The organism is Thermodesulfobacteriota bacterium (genome assembly GCA_031082315.1).
Classification (GTDB): Bacteria; Desulfobacterota; QYQD01; order QYQD01; family QYQD01; genus QYQD01.
The window spans coordinates 10791-27957 of sequence record JAVHLC010000009.1; the positions used below are offsets into that span (position 1 = coordinate 10791).

Consider the following 17167-nt stretch of genomic DNA (forward strand, 5'->3'; position numbering starts at 1 on the left):
GAGCTGCTGAGGACTCTGGCCCTGATGGCCGGAAGCGCCCTGGAGCGGGTCCGTCTTCTGGAAAAATGGAAATATCACCTGGTGCAACTGGAAAAATCAGAGGCCAAATATCGAAGCCTGTTTGAAGCGGCCAAGGATATGATCTTCATCGCCGATCTAAACGGTAAGCTTATTGATGCCAATCCCTCGGCCTGCCACTGCCTTGGTTTTAGTCCCGAAAGACTCCGGGATCAGTTTATGCAAGATATCTATGCGGACGAGGCGGACTGGACAAACATGATGCGGGCAATCGAGGCCACAGGCTCTCAGACGATAGAGATAAGTTTCAGAAGAAAGGCCGGCGCTACCCTGCCGGTAGAAGTAAACGGGACCGTCTCCTCTCAGGCAGGCAGTAAAGCGGTACAGATCATAGCCAGAGACCTTACCGAAAAAAAGGAAGCGGAATACGAACTCAGGAAGACGAATGCCCAACTGCTCCAGTCGGCCAAACTGGCTTCTATCGGAGAACTGGCCGCCGGTGTAGCCCACGAACTCAATCAGCCTTTGACGGTTATTAAGGGCTTTGCCCAATCCTTACTGCGGAAAACCAACCAGGAAATTCTAGATAAAGAATTATTGCAGGAAGTACTCCCGGTCGTCGAGAAAAATGCCATGCGCATGGGAGAGATTATAGACCATCTACGCACCTTCTCACGTCTGCCCCATACGAAGATGGAAGCGGTAAATATTAACCGAGTTATAGAAAACGCCCTGCTCCTTATGGGGAGGCAGATCGAGCTGTATGGCATAATGGTAATTAAGGACTATAGTTCGCAAGGCCCCTTCTGTCACGGCCATCCCGGGCAACTGGAGCAGGTAGTCTTAAACCTTCTGAGCAATGCCAAAGACTCCCTGATGGAACGGGAAACGTCTCTGGAAAGGCCGGAGAAAGCAAGAGACTACAAAAAAATATTGACCATAAAGACTGAAGCAGGCGATAACAGCCATGTAATCCTTAGCGTAAGAGATAACGGCATAGGCATCGCCCCGGAAAATCTGGATAAGGTTTTTGACCCATTTTTTACTACCAAGGAGGCAGGCAAAGGCACGGGCCTGGGCCTCTCCGTAAGCTACAACATAGTCGAGGAACACAAAGGTGATATCGAAATAATTTCCGGCCAGGGGGAAGGCACGGAGATAAGGGTGATACTGCCGCTCCTTAACCAGTCATTTTGATTAGTGTTCATCCGGAAACTACCGTTTCCAGATTGAAGCTTTCAGCCGTCAGCTGTCAGCCGTCAGTAAAAATTTAAGACAAACAACACATTAAGCTGAAAGCTGATAGCTGAGCGCTGACAGCTCATCCGAAATTTTCGGGTTTCCGGATGAGCACTAATTAGAAAGGATTAAAAACAGGTCATGAACGGAAAAATTTTGGTAGTTGATGATGAAGCCGATATCCGGTTGCTTCTGCGCATGGAACTCGAGGAAAGGGGATTCACTGTCCCGGAGGCTGGAAATGGTCCGGAGGGAATAGAGAGGTTCAAAGCCGAATATCCCGATCTGGTAATCGCCGATCTCAGGATGCCCGGGATGGACGGCCTGGCCATGATCCGGGAGATGAGAAAATTGGACGACATGGCCCAGTTTATAATACTGACCGGGTATGCCTCTATTGAGTCCGTTTTACAATGTATTCATCAGAACTTGGTTTATGATTACCTGGTAAAGCCTCTGTCAAACATGGAGGATTTCATCTATACGGTACAACGGGCCATAGAGAAGAGACGGCTCATCATAGAAAAAAATAATTATTTAGAGGCCCTGAAACAGACGAATAAAAAGCTGGAAAAAGCCGGGGCAGAGCTTGAAGAAAAAGCGGCTGCCACGGAAAACGCCTACCGGCAGTTGAAAGAAACACAAGAGATGCTCATTCGTTCCGAGAAACTTTCGGCCATAGGAGAACTGGTATCTGCGGTTGCCCACGAGATTAACAACCCCCTTACCTCTATTCTGGGGTATGCCCAGCTTCTGTCTCAAGTGTCTGATACGGATAGGATTAGAAACGGTCTGCGCACAATCGAAAAAGAGGCCTTGCGCACGGCCAAGATAGTTAAGAATATGCTTGCCTTCTCTGATACAGGGAAAATTCGGCAGGAAGCCGTCAACATAAATACATTAATAGAACAAACACTGGATTTTCTATCCTATGACCTGCACAATCACAATATCCGGGTAATAAAAGATTTCGACAAGACCCTCCCCGTTATAAAAGGTGATGGACATCAGATACAACAGGTATTTGCCAATATTATCATTAACGCCAAGCAGGCTATAACCCAGGCCTTCCGTATGGGGACACTGGAGGTGAGGACTCGTTACGAACCAGAGCGCGCAGTGGTCATAGCGGAAATTGCCGATGACGGCCCGGGGATACCGGATGACATCCGGAAACGCATATTCGAACCTTTTTTTACGACGAAAAGACCGGGACGCGGAACGGGATTGGGACTCAGCGTCTCGTACAGTATAATTAAGGAACATGATGGCGACATATCTGCGGATCGGCGCGAACCGCATGGCACCATATTTACTATAAGGTTCCCGCGCCCGGTTGGAAAGGAAATTGCCTCCGGCCCGGCTAAAACAGTCCCCCAAAGACGGGGAGAACATCGGGTGCTGGTTGTGGATGACGAACCCATAATCCTTAAACTCGCATGCGATATACTGACAAGGGAAGGATACGATGTGGAAACGGTTACAGCCGGTAAGCTGGCCCTGGAAAAGCTGGAAACGGGGCGATATGACCTGATGCTGACGGATATAATAATGCCGGACATTGACGGTAAGGAACTTTTTAACACCATCAGGGATATGGGATTGCTGCCGCCGGGAGGGGTAATCTTTATGACCGGCGATACCATGAGTTATGAGACAAGTAGATTTCTTGAGTCCAGCGGCGCAACTTACATAACCAAGCCCTTTACCGTTGAAGATATCAAAAATATCGTCTCAGCCAGGATAGCTTCTCTGGCCGCCCGGTAATTTTATCAGGCCAATGTCCTCAGGAAATTAAAGGTATTCACCCTATCCCCCGGTTTTTTACCCGGCTTACCGCCTAAAATCTCAGAGAGCACATTTTTAGCAGGGCGCTCCCAGGTGAAATCAGCCGTCACAAAAGAAATCCCTATCTTCTTCAAATCCTGCACATAGGCCAGGAGAGAATAAGGGTGCGAGGAATGTACCAGGGTCAATTCCCGATAGCAGTTAATGAAAAAACTCTCTTTCTTAGGGCTTCGTATGGTGGCACCCGGTTTTAGACCGGGGGGGAGCAGCCGGGAAGTAAAAAGGGGCGGATGGCCATAGACGGCCAGCCCCACCGGGCACCCCCCGGCATGGGCCAATGCCTCTTTAAGGTTTTCCCGGTCTGTTTCTATGGAAAACTCCACCTCCGTGATCCCGAGATCGCAAAAGGCCCTGACGGACAGGGAATTAAGCGCGTTGGCCGTATAACCGGCGGAAAGGTGTATGTCTCTGCCTTTATGTAAGAAAAATTGCCGCTGGCTTATATGGCCCAGGTGCCAGTACGTAAACCCGGCCCGGCGCAATCCATCTATCGCCTTCTCATAAAACCGGCATTGTTTTTCCTCTATGACAGGCGGCAGCATCCAGGAAAATCGATGCCGCATCTGCAAAATCTGTTTGTGGTAACGCCTGTATTGGGCGAATGTCTTCTCGTCCAGGAGGACCAGGAGGCGATGGATGCCACGGTCTGGCACATCGGACAGGTGATTCAGATCGCCCAATTTCACCCACCACTTAAGGTCTTTCCTCTGCATGGCCCCGGGACCCTTCTCCGGGAATAATTTTGAAACAACCGGGTCCATGCTTAACCCTTTTTTTGTTGCCGGGCTGATAACGCAGCCTCTGGTAGCGGCAAAAATGAGATTTCTTATCCGGCCTGCGCCGCGCACAAGCGCGGCGTCCTTCGCATCTACCTTAAAAAGCAGATCTCCCTTGCGGCAAGGGACGGGCATCTTAAACGTGATCTCCTGACCTTGTGCGGCATTTATCAGTTCTTTCCCCCCGGCAATCATTTTTCCCAGAGTAAATGAGTGTCTCTCGTCATGGGCAGGCCTTACCAGGCGCAGCCGGTCCCCAACGCCGACATTAGCAGCAAGCCTCACCAGGGCCTCTTCTCCGCGTGCGGTTATGATCTTCCCCAGAAAAAGGCCGGCCGTGCCTGAAAAATGCGGGGTGACGATGTCCGTCAGGCGCGGGTACAGAAAGTACCCGGAAGTCGGCTTTCGGCCCAGACACCGCCTTATTAAATCTTCAGCCCGGCCCAGGGCCTCTTCATCGCCCTCCGGCGCATCCAGTACCATACGGTAGGCTTCTACTATAGAGCTTACGTAGTAGGCGCTGCGCATCCTCCCCTCGAGCTTGATGGAGGTGACACCGGCCTTTTTTAATTCAGGCAGCAACCGGATAGCCGAGAGGTCATTCATGGAAAAAAACGAGCCGTGTTTTTTGCCGCTTTCGTACAACCGGCGGCAGGGCTGGACGCACCGGCCGCGCATACCGGACTTTCCGCCCAGATAACTGCTCATCAGACAAAGCCCGGAAAAGCTGTAACAAAGGGCTCCCTGGACAAAAACCTCCAGCTCAATCGGAGAATGCCGGTGTATGGCGCTTATTTCATCTATGGACAGCTCGCGGGCCAGTACCACCCGCTGAAATCCAAGCCCGCGCAGATGCTCGGCTCCCGGGTGGTTGTGAATGGTCATAAGGGTGCTGGCATGGAGACGAAAGGCCGGAAAGTATCTTTTGATTAAATAATACAGCCCCATATCCTGAATGATCAGGGCATCGGGAGAAAGCCCCTCTAATATCCTGAGACCCTCTACTATCTCCGGCAGGTCTCTTTCCTTGAGCAGGATGTTCAGGGCTATATAGACCTTTACGCCGTGCTTATGGGCGAAAGGGATCGTCCGGCTGATGTCCTCCAGGGAAAAGTTCTCGGCCTGGACGCGGGCGTTAAAGTCACTCCAACCGATGTAAACGGCATCGGCCTTTTTCTCCACCGCCGCCCAGAATGCCTCCAGATTACCGGCCGGGGCCAAAAGTTCGGTTTGTTTTTGCATAATTCCTAAAATCGGCTATAATGCCGACCTATCCCGTGCCATGGCGTGATAAGAATTATTGTATCCACAGCGGATATATGCTAATCGCTAAAGACCGGGAAGTCAAAGGATAGTGTGAGCAAGACATTATTATGTCCGTCGATAGCCATCTCTTAAACATAATTAAAGTAATCAGCAACGTTACCGACGCCTTTACTACCGCCTTGTTTTTGGCCGACCCTAAAGATGAGAGCCTGACTCTGCAATCTTACTACAGTTTGAGCAAAAATGTCATCCCCCGGGTACAATTCGGCTATGGAGACGGTATGGTCGGCTGGGTGGCTAAAAACAACAAGCCTATCATCGCCAACCAATTTGACAGAGACACCACTACATTGCAGTTCTACTCGGCAGACGAAGATATCAAATCCTTCATGGCCGTTCCCCTTCCCCGCGGAAAGGGTGTTCTTTCCGTGGACAGCAAAAATAAATACATATTTACTGAAAAAAGCCAGAAACTGCTCTTGGGATTCGCCGATCTTATCGTACATGAAACAGAAGTCTCCGACTTACAGGCCAAGGAACGCCTCTATGACCGGATACTCAATCTCCACTACCAGGCCGATCGTATAGGACAGCAACCCAGAGATTTTGATGATTACCTCATCAACATCCTGACCTTATGCCTTTCTTTTACCCGGGCCGAGATGGGATTCGTGGCCTTTCTTTCATCCCCTGAACCAGACGCCAAATACAGCCTTCCGGCCCTGATCGGTACGATAAAATCCAACCTCCAGAGACAGCAGTTTTCAGTAGAAAAGGGGCTGGTGGGCTGGATCTTTAGAAAGAGAAATCCGCTGGTTCTGGAGAAGATAGGGCAAGAACCGAGGAAATCCTACCTTTTTACAGCAGAAGAACCTTTCAAGGGCTTCAGCGCCTTTTTGGGTATCCCCTGTTTATTGCAGGATTTCATCCCCGGGGTAATGGGTTTCACCAGCTACAGCAGTTGTACGTGGGAGACAGAGGAGATCGACGCCCTCTTGAGTATTGGGCAAAGGATTATCTTGACGAAAATGTCCATGAAAGGATAATCTGCCTTATGAAGCCGGTCCGCCGTTCACTGTTGACCGTTCACCGAAAGAAAATATCGGACAACGGATAACAAACATGCTGACGGCTGAAAGCTGATAGCTGAAAGCTTGAATCCGGCCCAGGGCCGTATGAACACTAATTAAGGAGGACACAGTTTATATGCTATTTGATCGCTTGTTCGGCTTTCTGTCTAAAGATGCCGCTATGGACCTGGGCACAGCCAATACCCTGATCTATATGCCGGGGGAAGGCATTGTTTTAAACGAACCCTCCGTTGTGGCTATAAATAAAGACACGGACCAGGTCATAGCCGTCGGCCGGGAGGCCAAAGAATACCTGGGGCGTACACCGCAAAAGATCCGGGCCGTCAGGCCGATGAAAGACGGGGTCATTGCCGACTTTGAGGTCACCCAGCAGATGATCAAGTATTTCCTCCGCAAGGTAAATATAAGCCGCTTTATTCGGCCCAAGATGGTTATCTGCGTCCCCACCGGCATCACCCAGGTAGAAAAGCGGGCGGTCGTAGAGGCGGCGGAGGAGTCTGGAGTCCGGAAAGTGTTTTTGATAGAAGAACCTATGGCCGCCGCCATAGGCGCCGGGCTGGAAATTGGGAAGCCAAGCGGCCAAATGGTAATAGACATCGGCGGGGGGACTACAGAAGTAGCCGTAATATCTGTTTCCGCCATAGCCTGCAGCGAGTCCCACCGGGTAGCCGGAGATGAGATCAATGAGTCTATTGTCCGTTATATGCAAAAAAAATATCAGATACTCATTGGTGAAAATACATCCGAACATATCAAAATAAACATAGGTTCTGCCTATCCCCTGGATGAACCTCAGAGCATGTTCGTATCCGGCAAGGAAATCCTTACCGGATTTCCCAAGGCCATACCCGTCACCGATGCCGAGATCCGCGAGGCCATAGCCGAGCCGGTAAATGGCATTATCGGGGCTATCAGGCGCACCCTGGACAATACACCGCCGGAACTGGTGGCCGACATCCACCAGAGCGGGCTTCACATGGCCGGCGGAGGCTCCCTCCTTAAGGGATTGGATCGCCGCATCACCGAGGAAACACGCCTCAAGACCATAATGACCGAAGACCCCCTAACCACAGTAGTTATGGGCTCCGGCAGGGCCCTGGAAGAAATCAGGGATTATGCCAAGGTCTTTATTAACTGATACAGACAGCCTTATAGAAACGGCCATAACCGCAGCCCGGGAAAGTGGTCGGTTACTGAAGGAAATCTTCGGCCGGAAGCGAGAGGTCTATTTTATGGCCGCCGTCTTTCAGGAAGAAAGGGCAGGCTGAGCAGCTATTACTTTTTTCACTTCCTCAATAGAGATTCCTTCCATCTCTATGAGTTTCAAACGGGATTTATGTCCGGTCTTGATGGATAGGTTTGTTTGAGGCAGGCCAAACAGAGAGGCAAGAAATCGAATACAGGCGGCATTAGCCTCTCCTTCTACCGGAGGCGCTTTTAATCTGATTTTAAGGGCATCGCCGTGATAGCCGGCTATACCCTCGCGTGAGGCCTTTGGTTGAACGTAAACCCTTAAAAGTACCCCGTCAGTTGATGGTTGGAAAAATAGGGTCACTTTGCCGGATCATCACCCTCTAAATCCACTCCAGAGATAATTTCGTTGATAGCGCTCATAGCCTGGTGTGCCTCGTTCGTGCCGGCCTCCTTTTCTTCCGCTACTTCTTTCTCTGCGGACAGCCATTTCGAAAGGCTTTCGATAAAAGCCTTAACCCGATACTCCATCTGGGCCTTTTGACGTTTCAACTGGTTGATCTCTTCCTGTACCTGGGCCGCCTGAACATGGGCGCTTTCCACCATCTTTCTGGCTTCAAGTTCGGCTTGAGTTACTATAAGCTTGGCCTGACGCTCGGCATTGGATTTCATCTCATCCACTACACGCTGGGCAGAAACAAAGGCCGTTTGAAAAGTCTTTTCCTTCTCTTCAAAATTAGCCTGGGCTTCCCTGAGCCTTTTTACCTCATCCTTAAGGGCGCTATTTTCGTGGAGCGCCTCTTTGAGTTCTTCCGCTACCAATTCCAGGAAGGAATCTACTTCCCGCGCATCAAAACCGCGGAAACGGACCCGGAACTCCTGTTGTTGAATGTCCATAGGTGTAATACGCATATACAATCACCCTCTTTGGATGGGTTAATCAACCAAGCTGTCCGGCTACATCGACCAGGGTCGGCACGAGGAAACTTTGCAGGAAAACAATGATCAATATGATAATTATCGGCGAAAAATCTATGCCGCCAAGACTGATGGGAAGAAGACGGCGCACCCGGTAAAGGACGGGTTCGGTTACCCCGTAAAGGAAGCGAACAAGGGGATTGTACGGATCAGGACTCACCCAGGAAATGACGGCCCGGGCGATAATAACCCACATATAAAGTGATAATACTATGTCGATTATCTTGGCCAAGGCATGCAAAAAATTTCCAAAAACGAACATAGGCACATCCTTATGCACAGGGACCGGCCCCGAATTAAAAATGCTACGGATTATATCGGCATTTCTGAAAAATAGTCAAGGAGTAAACAGAAATAATATCTCAGGCCGGATTACAGCAGGCCGCCGTTACTGCCTTGGCCACTCCGGACATAAAATTGAAGTCCAGGGTCTCCAGTCTGTCATAAGGCGTGTGATAGTTAGGGTTGCGGAACATGGCGGTATCGGTGAGCATCAGGGCCGGATACCCCTGATCCCAGAAGGGGGCATGGTCGCTAAACCTGGTCTCCGGTATCAGGCGGCCTGAAAAAGGTACCTTATAGCCCACCACTTTAAGTTCTGGCACCCATTTAGCAGCAGACCGGCAAAAGCCGTCTAAAAGATTTTTCGATCTTCGGTTGGCGACAACCCCCAGGAAATCTCCCGTATCCGGCACAGCGATTCTCATCAAGGCTGGAATGGACTGGCTCCGGGGTTTTTCGCTCGTGTAGCCGACAGACTCCAAAATGAGTACGCCCTTATATCTCTGTCCCTTTTTTCCGGCCTCCTGGGCAAAATGACGGCTCCCGATGAGAAAGGTGAGGGTCATTACCGGGAGCTGGGGCTCTTCCAGGGTAAAAACTACGAACTGTATGGTATTATCAGGATTACATTGAGACAGAATACGCGCCGCCTCCAGGAGCACGGCCACCCCGCTGGCGTTGTCATCGGCGCCCGGACTGCCCAAGGCGGCGTCATAGTGGGCGCCGACCAGGAGTAAATCCGTATCCTTCCTTCCCTGGAGCGTGCCGACAATGTTCCTGTAAGTCCTGCCGTGAAACGGCACTGCCTGGCTTTCGACGGCAAGGCCGAAGGATGCAAATGCCTCCTCCACATAGCACGCCCGCTCCTCCAGCGCCTCCGGCTCCTTCCAGGCATGGCGCAGGCCGGTTATGGACGAGGTGTAGCGTCTTAGATTCCCGATATCTACCTGGGCTATTAGATTCTCTACGTCACAAGACATAAATGTAATATTAACCTAAAATACCTCCTTTGTACCAAATATTTTGGGTCTTCACGTAATCGAGTGGGTAATTTTTTACTCTTCTCTATTCCCCTCTTTGGAAAACCAGGGGTTAGGAGAGATTTTATAAATCATAATTGTTTTAGGCTCTTATTATACGAAAGCATAGTTACTACCAGGCGTTTTCAAATCCCCCCTCGCCCCCCTTTACTAAAGGGGGGAGTTCTTTACTGATAAGCTCTCAATAGGACTTCCCTCACATTCTTGTGGAAGCCGTTGTTCCTGAGCGAAACTTGCTGGAGTCCGCTTGCGGCGGACCACAGGCGGATCAGCAATAATCTAAAACAAACACCATATTAAGCTGAAAGCTGACTGCTGACTGCTCCATAATGGGACTTAACGGTTGAATTATCCACGCCTTTCTGATACTGTCCGCTCTGTATGTAATCTATCAAGGGTTAAATCTTATGTCAGACTGGTCAAAAGGAAGGGTAAAACGTAACGAACGGTTGAAGCTCCATCGCCATGAAAGCGTGCTTCTCTGGTTCACGGGCCTTCCTGGAGCGGGCAAGACGACCCTGGCCTATGCACTGGATAGGTACTTATATAGCAGGGGCTTTCACACCTATGCCCTGGATGATGACAATATCGGTTACGGCCTGTGCGGCAATCTCGGACTCAGCCGGGAGGACCACAAAGAAAGCGCCCGGAGGGTGGCCGAAGCAGGCCGGCTCTTTGTGGATGCCGGAATCATAACCATCGCCGCATTCACTTCTCCCTACCTCGAAGACCGGAAGTTTGCCCGCAAACTATTCCGACCCGGTGAATTTGTCGAAATCTATGTAAAATGCCCCGTGGCGGAATGCGAAAAAAGAGATGGCAAGGGATATTATGAAAAGGCCCGCTCCGGCCGCATCAAAGGTTTTACTGGTGTGGATTCTATTTACGAGGAACCGGAGAATCCTGAACTGATCCTGGAAACAGATAAGTACGATGTCCCGACCTGCCTGGAAAAGATACTGGCCTACCTGGAGAAAGAATTGATAATATAAAACCTAAAAAAGGCAATTTACCACAGAGAACACAGAGAACTACTTGAAATTATTATATTTTAAACTATTAGAATCTTTCGCTGTGCACGCTGTGGTTTTTAAATCGCTCAATTGAAGCTCCCTGCAGCAAGCTGCGGGGAATCTCCGTATGTAAGGTAAAAAGCATAGTATTCGCTCGCTAACCCCGCCGCAAGCAGCGGGGAATGCGCTCGCTATGCATGTTCAGGTAAAACATTTCCAGGCGGGAGAGATATCGATTGCGGCAGCCGTTTTTGCACATTTTGGGGCCTATAAGATTAAGGCTTTTTTAGAATATCATGGCTGCCGACTTTTCTCATGATATAGGTGTCGCCTTCAATCTGAAAGGTAAAACGGTAAGAGCCGCTCACCCTGCCTTCCCAGATGTTCCTCGGATCTTGCATCTTTTCAATATGTAGGGAAGGGTGTTGTGAATCAGACAACAAAAACTCTAACTGTTTGTCGATTGTTTTCTGCACTGGCGGGGGCAGATTACGGTAATCCCGGATAAAGTTTTTGGTAAAAACCAGCCTCATATTTTAGTCTTCTTGAGGGCCCGGACGGCAGCTTTAATATTATCAAAAGGACCGACCACATCACCTTTGGCCATGTCTTTGTCTGCCTGGGCCTCACCTTCCTGCCACTCTTTGGTATAAAAATACTCCTGGTCGGGATGAACCAGCTTGACCGGCTTCATGATTATGTCGCCATCCTTATTCTCCACTTCCACATAATCCCCAACAGCAAGATTGAGCTTTCTGCGTAGGCCCTGTGGAATAGTAATCTGATAGTGTCTTTTGACTTTAACCAGCGGCATAAAAATACCTCTTCCGTTCTTTCCTATGACTTTATAAATTTATTAATTTTGTACTTTCATAATATCAGAGAGCTAATTTTTGTCAAGCGCTGAAGTTTTCTTTCTTTACTTTTTTCCCTATTTTCATCAATAATGCGGAGAAAGAACCGATATCGATATCAAACCGGGATTATTGCGGCATGAATGAAACGGCCTCATTATAGCAGAGAGAGGAGGAAATATACGCATCATTAGCGCAAGATGTGCAACCGCACATGAGAGGAAAAAACATGAAGGATAAAAGAAAAATACAAAACACTGATGAGTTACGTCCCGAGTACGATTTTGACTATTCAAAAGCCGTTCGCGGGAAGTATTACCGACGATTGATTGATGAAGGATCGAACGTGGCCGTACTTGATCCGGACATAGCCAAAGCCTTCCATGATTCCGCATCGGTGAATGAGGCCTTGAGATCACTATTAGAACTGACCCGTTCCACGAAGCGTTTAACAAGTCGCTCAACCGGACGCGCAAAAAAACTGCGCACCGGTTAGCTTCATGATAGGCCGACGCTTCGCGTCGCCCTATCGGGCCGGATGAGGACGGATTGCCAGCCCGCGCGAAGCGCGGCCTATCAATCCGAATCGAACAGACACCCCTACGGGGTGCTCCTCATCCGGCCCGTTGGGCGTCAGATTATGCACTATAACTTGAAGTATTCGTTCAGCAGTTCCCCATCGTTAAAAGGTTCGTTTACTGCCGTAGCATGGAGGTGTGCTATAGAATTTATTTCCTTCTGCTGTCAAACATTTTGCAACGTAAGAAACAACACCCCCATCGGCGTCATTAGTCATACGCATAATCTAATAAAATTAAAGTGTTACGTCAGGCAGCTCATATTTACTATCTTGACCACATAACTACTTTCCGGTATTATCGAGAAACTATCTAATAACTGGTTCGGAACTTTGGTTGGCTGTCTCTTTGGGAAGAAGTAGTGGCTAACAATCTGCTGCAGGCGCAGCGGCCCTGACGGGCCGCCTGCTTAACTCGAACGGCACGCGGCGCGGGTGCGAATGGTTGTTCTAAGAACCGATATCGAAAGGGCACTCGATGAACTCGCCTCCCAAGAGGAGGGGATGCGTTTTCAGGGGCTGGCGGTAGTACTCGGTAAGAAGCGCTGGCCCCAACTCATCGCCTGCGAGCGCAAGAACGATCTCGGCCTCGATGCCTACGCGCCCTCAAGCCTGACGCCGGAAAAAATCGGTAAGGGGCTCTCCGCATCGATCACGCCAACGCTGGGGAAGATTTCTGGCGACGCAAAGACCGCCAAGGAGAACTTTTCTGACCTAAAGATGCTCCTTTTCGTGACGTCCGCCAAAGTGGGCAACCCCAAACAAAAGCAGTGGAAAAAGGCAATTCAGGAAGACCACGGTCTCGAACTTCACATCATCTCGCGCGAGGACATCGTCATCGAGATGATGATGTCCGAGAACGCCTCGCTCTGTGCCAGGTTCCTCCACCTCGATATCGACGCCGAAGCGCAGGTCGCAGACCTCATTGACAGAACAAGGCGCGCGGCCGACGTTGTCGCGCGAACCTGGGCTGGCAAGACCAAAGGACATCCGCTCATCGATCTCACGGCAGTGCGGCTTGACCCGAATGGTGCGGAGTCTGCCGACGTGCTGTCGCTTGAGCAGATCGACCAGGCGCTGTCGCAGAGCGGCCGCATCGTTCTCGAAGGGCCCGCCGGCCGCGGAAAGACCACGACGCTGATACAGCTCGCGCAACGCGCGCGCATCGCCGGCACACCGTTCATGGTCGAACTTCCGGCGTGGACGTCGTCGCGCCGGAACATTCTCGAATACATTGCCGGCATGCCTGCGTTCCAGGCCGAAGGTCTCACGCCCGCCGACCTCGCGCGGGTGCAGCAGACGGAACCTTTCCTGTTGTTGTTGAACGGCTGGAATGAAATTGCGGAGTCGAATTCCGCGCAGGCTAATGATGCACTCCGGGAGCTCGAGCGGGATTTTCCGAGCGCGGGCATCATCGTCGCAACCCGCACGCACCACTTGACCCCGCCGCTGCCAGGTGCATTGCGACTGCGGTTGTTGCGCCTTCGGCGCGTGCAGCGGGCAGCTTACCTGACAGCCCGCCTTGGCGCGCAAGGCGCCGAACTCCGCGCCCGCATCGATGCCGACCCATCGCTCGACGAGCTAACTCGCACGCCGTTCATCCTCTCGGAAGTCGCTTCGCTGTTTGAAGCCGGCGCCGAAATTCCCTCCACGAAGATCGGCGTCCTCGCCCAGGTTCTTCGTATGCAAGAACAACGAGACGAGCACAGAAACGCGCTGCAAGGGACACCGATCTTCGGCCGGCAAACGGACTACCTGAAGGCCCTTGCAACTGAGATGACCCGCCGCGGTGCGGTGGCATTGCCCGAGGCTGATGCGCGCGCTGTCGCTGCCGCCGTCACGCGAGAGCTTGCGGACTGTGGGCAGATCGAACCGGTGGGAGCACCGGCGATCCTCGCGACGCTCACGGCGCACCACGTTCTCGAACGCGTTGACTACCCGCAAACGGCGTTTCAATTCGAGCATCAGCAGCTTCAGGAGTACTACGCTGCGCTCGACGTCCGCGCGCGGCTTCTCGACCTGCGGGACGATGACCGCGACGCGATCGGCCCCTTCACGGCCGACTACGTGAACGATCCGGCTTGGGCCGAACCGCTGCGCATGATCGCCGAGACATTTGCCGAGCAGACCGGCGATGGCGAAACCGACAAGCGAAACACCCGCGCCGGCGGGAAGCTGGTGGAGATGGCGCTCGCCGTCGACCCCGTATTCGCCGGCGAGTTTGCGCAGCTTTGCGGCGCGGCCGTCTGGAATGAAGTTCGCGCGGCCGTCGGCGAGCGCTTCCGCGGCGTCTACGCGATCCGCGACGGCAACTATCGGCAGTATGCCCTCGCCGCCATGCTCGCCACCGGCGCGGACGACTTCGGCGACATCATCGTGCCGCTTCTGTCGGGACAAGACCAGCAAACGCGGCTTCGCACGTACCGGCTCTGGCCGGACATCCAGGTCTCGTCGCTTGGACCGAACTGGCGCGAGCAGGTGCGCGGCTGGAGCGAGGAGGCGCGAGCGGATTTCGTCTCCGAACTGCTTCATCATCGTGTCGATGGCGAGGTTGCGGCCTTCGCTGCGGAGGACAACAGCATCGCGGTGAAGAAGGCGGCGGTCTCCGGCCTCATGTGGACCGGGTCTGACGACGCGCTGACCCGCGTCCTCGAGTCGATGGATGCGCAGACATTCGAGGATGTTGCGCGCAAAAACGTCGACCGCATGCCCGCGGCCCTCAGGCCCAAGACCATCGCGGCGATGCGGAAATTCATCGAGAGCACGACAGACCATCCCGCCCGCCTGCGAACCGCGATCGATCTGATCGAGCTCGGCGAGACAGGCCTGGACGGCGTCGTCAAGGATGCGATGGCGGCGCTATCCAGCGGCGACATGCGCAACCTGGGTTCGCACTACATCCAGCCGGCGCTCGAGTATCTGCGCAAGACCGATCCGGTCTGGGCGAGCGAGTGGGTGGCTACCCAGGTTGCCGAAGGCGTCCTCTACGGGCACGAGTACTGGTTGCCGTTCGCGACCGCCATTCCCGACCGCCTCGTCGAGAAATACCTGCAGCGCCTCGAGACCGAAGAGTTCAAGAACAGGCACTTCGGCGGCATGATCGCCGTCATTGCCGCACGCGCGGACGCCAATCTTGCCGCGCGCGTGTTTACGAAGCTGCGCGAGCTCCGGCGTAAGGTGGAGGCGGAGCCCGGCGTGCGGCACGAATTCGAGTGGCAGGTAATGAATCAGCTGGAAGCCGTGTTCCGCCGCCTTCCCGACGACGTCGCCGCGGCCGGCGTCCTCTCGTCCGTCACCAGCGGCGACCCCCTCGACATCAAAGTCGCAGCGGACCTTCTCAGCAGGGTCGCCAGGTCGGACGTGGAACCCCTGCGTATCGCCGATGCCGACCTGAAGGCACGCCTCCGCGCGTACCTGAAAAGCAGCGTTGATCTCGTGCTCCGCCAGGACGACTTCAACGGCGAGGAGAAGGCCAACCTGGCCTCGTCGATTGCACAGGTCGGAAAACCCGAAGACATGGCGGACCTCGTGACGCTCATCCGCGCCGACATCGAGAGGATGCGCCGCGGCCGGGCCGCGCGCGCGGCCGGCGACCATGGACCTCTCGGCAATGGCGGCAGCATGAGCTACGCCGGCTGGCACATCGCCGCCGTCATGCACCTCGACCCGGCCGGCGCCGAGCAGGTGCTCATTGACCTGCTTCCCGAGCCGGAATACCTCTCCGACGCCGCAGCCGCGATGGCGCGCGACTTCGTGCCAAAGCCGGAGCGTTCCTTCGACCGGACGTTCCGCTACGACTTGATGTGGGCTGCGCGCGAAGGTCGCGTTCCGCCGCCCGGCGACGACCATCGGCGCACACGGTTCGCCGCCGCACTCAATGCCGAAATCAGGCGCCTCCGGGGGCACCTGCAAGACGGAAAGCCCGCCGCCGGCCTCAAGGAGCTCTCAAAGGCGCTTGCCGCCGTTGACGCCCGCGGCTCGGCGGCAGCGGTGGTCGACGCGATTGCCCTGCCCGGTCAATGGGACCAGTACATCCGCCTCGACGCCGCCGAACGCCTGTTGATGGCGGGTGTCGTCTTGCCCGCGACCACTGCGTTCGCCCTCGTCGATTCCATCCTCGAGCGGACGGAGAAATGGATGCAGGATTCAGACAGGTACCTTCTGCGCCGCATCCTCGCGCTTTGCCCGTTCGTCGACGACCCTGCGGCTGGGATCGCCAAGATGCGCGACGTGCTCGGCAAGCGGCGGCTTCGGGGATACGAACTGCGCGAGCTCGTCACCGCTCTCGGCGAGAGCCGCTCGAATGCCGCTGTCGATCTCCTGTACGAGCTTGCGTCCGATGCGCCGACGTTCGAGCAATGCGAGGACAATTTCGTCAACGCCTTCGCCGCGCTCGACACGCCGCGTGCACGCGAACTGCTCCTGGGTTTTGTCGATCCGGACATTCGCGGCATCGCGCTGACGCGCCGTCCTCAGCGTGAGGACGTGCTGGTCGCGCGGCTCGCGGAACTGGCCCGGCGCAGGCCGGAGGCGGCCGCGCGGCTGCGGGAATTGTGCGAACGCGACCTGCCGGAACTCAATCGGCACGTCCTCTCGAAAGTCATGGACTGGCTCGGAACGCCCGAAGCCCTCGCCGCAAACCTGAACCTGATCGATGACGCTAGGCCCTCGCCGGTTCCGCAAGGTATCTGGGGCCAACTCGAAAGCGCTTTCGTCGAGCGACGGCCCTACGGGCAAGATGGCAACGTCTTCACGGAACACGCGCGTGCGTCAAACGAACTGCGCGTCCGACTTTTCAGAATGGCGACTGAGGACAAGAAACGACGGAAGTCCGCCTTCACGCTTCTTGGTCAAATAGAGGAATGGCGTCTGGAGCATGGCAGACCGTCGGGTGAACCGCGCCACCCCGATCTCGCATCTGGCCAATCTTGGCCGCCCAAGGAGCCCTGACTTTGCTCCTTGACCCAAAGAACAAGATAAATAGGGGACACACG

15 protein-coding genes are annotated in these 17167 nt (G+C 53.6%); 8 read left to right on the top strand and 7 right to left on the bottom strand.

The genetic code is table 11. The features are described 5' to 3' along the window. A partial coding sequence (locus RDU59_08975; protein MDQ7838606.1) for an ATP-binding protein occupies window positions 1-1215 on the top strand: 1215 nt, incomplete at its 5' end. A gap of 183 nt (window positions 1216-1398) precedes the next feature. Further along, the gene (locus tag RDU59_08980) at window positions 1399-3024 is read left to right on the top strand and encodes a response regulator (GenBank protein ID MDQ7838607.1); all 1626 of its coding nucleotides are present in this window, start codon (window positions 1399-1401) and stop codon (window positions 3022-3024) included. A 5-nt stretch (window positions 3025-3029) separates the two neighbouring features. Here RDU59_08980 and RDU59_08985 read toward each other — a convergent pair whose 3' ends face one another. Then, window positions 3030-5123, bottom strand: a complete 2094-nt coding sequence (locus RDU59_08985; GenBank protein ID MDQ7838608.1) for a peptidase U32 family protein — start codon at window positions 5121-5123, stop codon at window positions 3030-3032. Window positions 5124-5254: 131 nt separating this feature from the next. Between RDU59_08985 and RDU59_08990 the strand changes: the two genes are divergently transcribed. The 3 genes from RDU59_08990 to RDU59_09000 all read left to right on the top strand — a co-directional run bounded on the left by RDU59_08990 (window position 5255) and on the right by RDU59_09000 (window position 7506). Continuing rightward, the gene (locus RDU59_08990) at window positions 5255-6193 is read left to right on the top strand and encodes a GAF domain-containing protein (protein ID MDQ7838609.1); all 939 of its coding nucleotides are present in this window, start codon (window positions 5255-5257) and stop codon (window positions 6191-6193) included. 160 nt (window positions 6194-6353) lie between these two features. Then, window positions 6354-7376, top strand: a complete 1023-nt coding sequence (locus tag RDU59_08995) for a rod shape-determining protein (protein MDQ7838610.1) — start codon at window positions 6354-6356, stop codon at window positions 7374-7376. After that, window positions 7354-7506, top strand: a complete 153-nt coding sequence (locus tag RDU59_09000; GenBank protein MDQ7838611.1) for a hypothetical protein — start codon at window positions 7354-7356, stop codon at window positions 7504-7506. The genes RDU59_08995 and RDU59_09000 overlap by 23 nt, the downstream gene beginning before the upstream one ends. On the opposite strand, the gene RDU59_09005 is transcribed toward RDU59_09000, so the two are convergent. From RDU59_09005 to RDU59_09020, 4 genes are all read right to left on the bottom strand, one after another. Then, window positions 7485-7793, bottom strand: coding sequence for a DUF167 domain-containing protein (locus tag RDU59_09005; GenBank protein MDQ7838612.1), 309 nt, complete (start codon window positions 7791-7793; stop codon window positions 7485-7487). The two genes, RDU59_09000 and RDU59_09005, sit on opposite strands and share 22 nt — an antisense overlap. Next, on the bottom strand, window positions 7790-8341 hold the full coding sequence (locus RDU59_09010) for a DivIVA domain-containing protein (GenBank protein MDQ7838613.1): 552 nt from the start codon (window positions 8339-8341) through the stop codon (window positions 7790-7792). The genes RDU59_09005 and RDU59_09010 overlap by 4 nt, the downstream gene beginning before the upstream one ends. A gap of 28 nt (window positions 8342-8369) precedes the next feature. After that, window positions 8370-8669: a YggT family protein gene (locus tag RDU59_09015; protein ID MDQ7838614.1), complete on the bottom strand. Its 300-nt coding sequence runs from the start codon at window positions 8667-8669 to the stop codon at window positions 8370-8372. Window positions 8670-8769: 100 nt separating this feature from the next. Beyond that, entirely contained in the window at window positions 8770-9669 is a 900-nt protein-coding gene (locus RDU59_09020) for a M28 family peptidase (protein ID MDQ7838615.1), read from the bottom strand. A gap of 467 nt (window positions 9670-10136) precedes the next feature. On the opposite strand from RDU59_09020, the gene cysC reads away from it, so the two are divergent. Further along, window positions 10137-10721, top strand: a complete 585-nt coding sequence (gene cysC / locus RDU59_09025; protein ID MDQ7838616.1) for an adenylyl-sulfate kinase — start codon at window positions 10137-10139, stop codon at window positions 10719-10721. A gap of 296 nt (window positions 10722-11017) precedes the next feature. Here the strand turns inward: cysC and RDU59_09030 are convergent, their stop codons facing one another. Together RDU59_09030 and RDU59_09035 are read right to left on the bottom strand one after the other, a co-directional pair. Beyond that, on the bottom strand, window positions 11018-11275 hold the full coding sequence (locus tag RDU59_09030; GenBank protein ID MDQ7838617.1) for a hypothetical protein: 258 nt from the start codon (window positions 11273-11275) through the stop codon (window positions 11018-11020). Beyond that, window positions 11272-11556: an AbrB/MazE/SpoVT family DNA-binding domain-containing protein gene (locus tag RDU59_09035; GenBank protein MDQ7838618.1), complete on the bottom strand. Its 285-nt coding sequence runs from the start codon at window positions 11554-11556 to the stop codon at window positions 11272-11274. Before RDU59_09035 ends, RDU59_09030 begins: the two co-directional genes overlap by 4 nt. 269 nt (window positions 11557-11825) lie before the next feature. Here RDU59_09035 and RDU59_09040 point away from each other — a divergent pair, with 269 nt between their 5' ends. Next, window positions 11826-12092 carry a hypothetical protein gene (locus RDU59_09040; protein MDQ7838619.1) on the top strand — a complete coding sequence of 89 codons (267 nt, stop codon included), beginning with the start codon at window positions 11826-11828 and terminating at the stop codon, window positions 12090-12092. A gap of 522 nt (window positions 12093-12614) precedes the next feature. Beyond that, complete coding sequence (locus RDU59_09045; protein MDQ7838620.1) at window positions 12615-17123, top strand: hypothetical protein; 4509 nt, start codon at window positions 12615-12617, stop codon at window positions 17121-17123. Window positions 17124-17167: the final 44 nt, after the last annotated feature.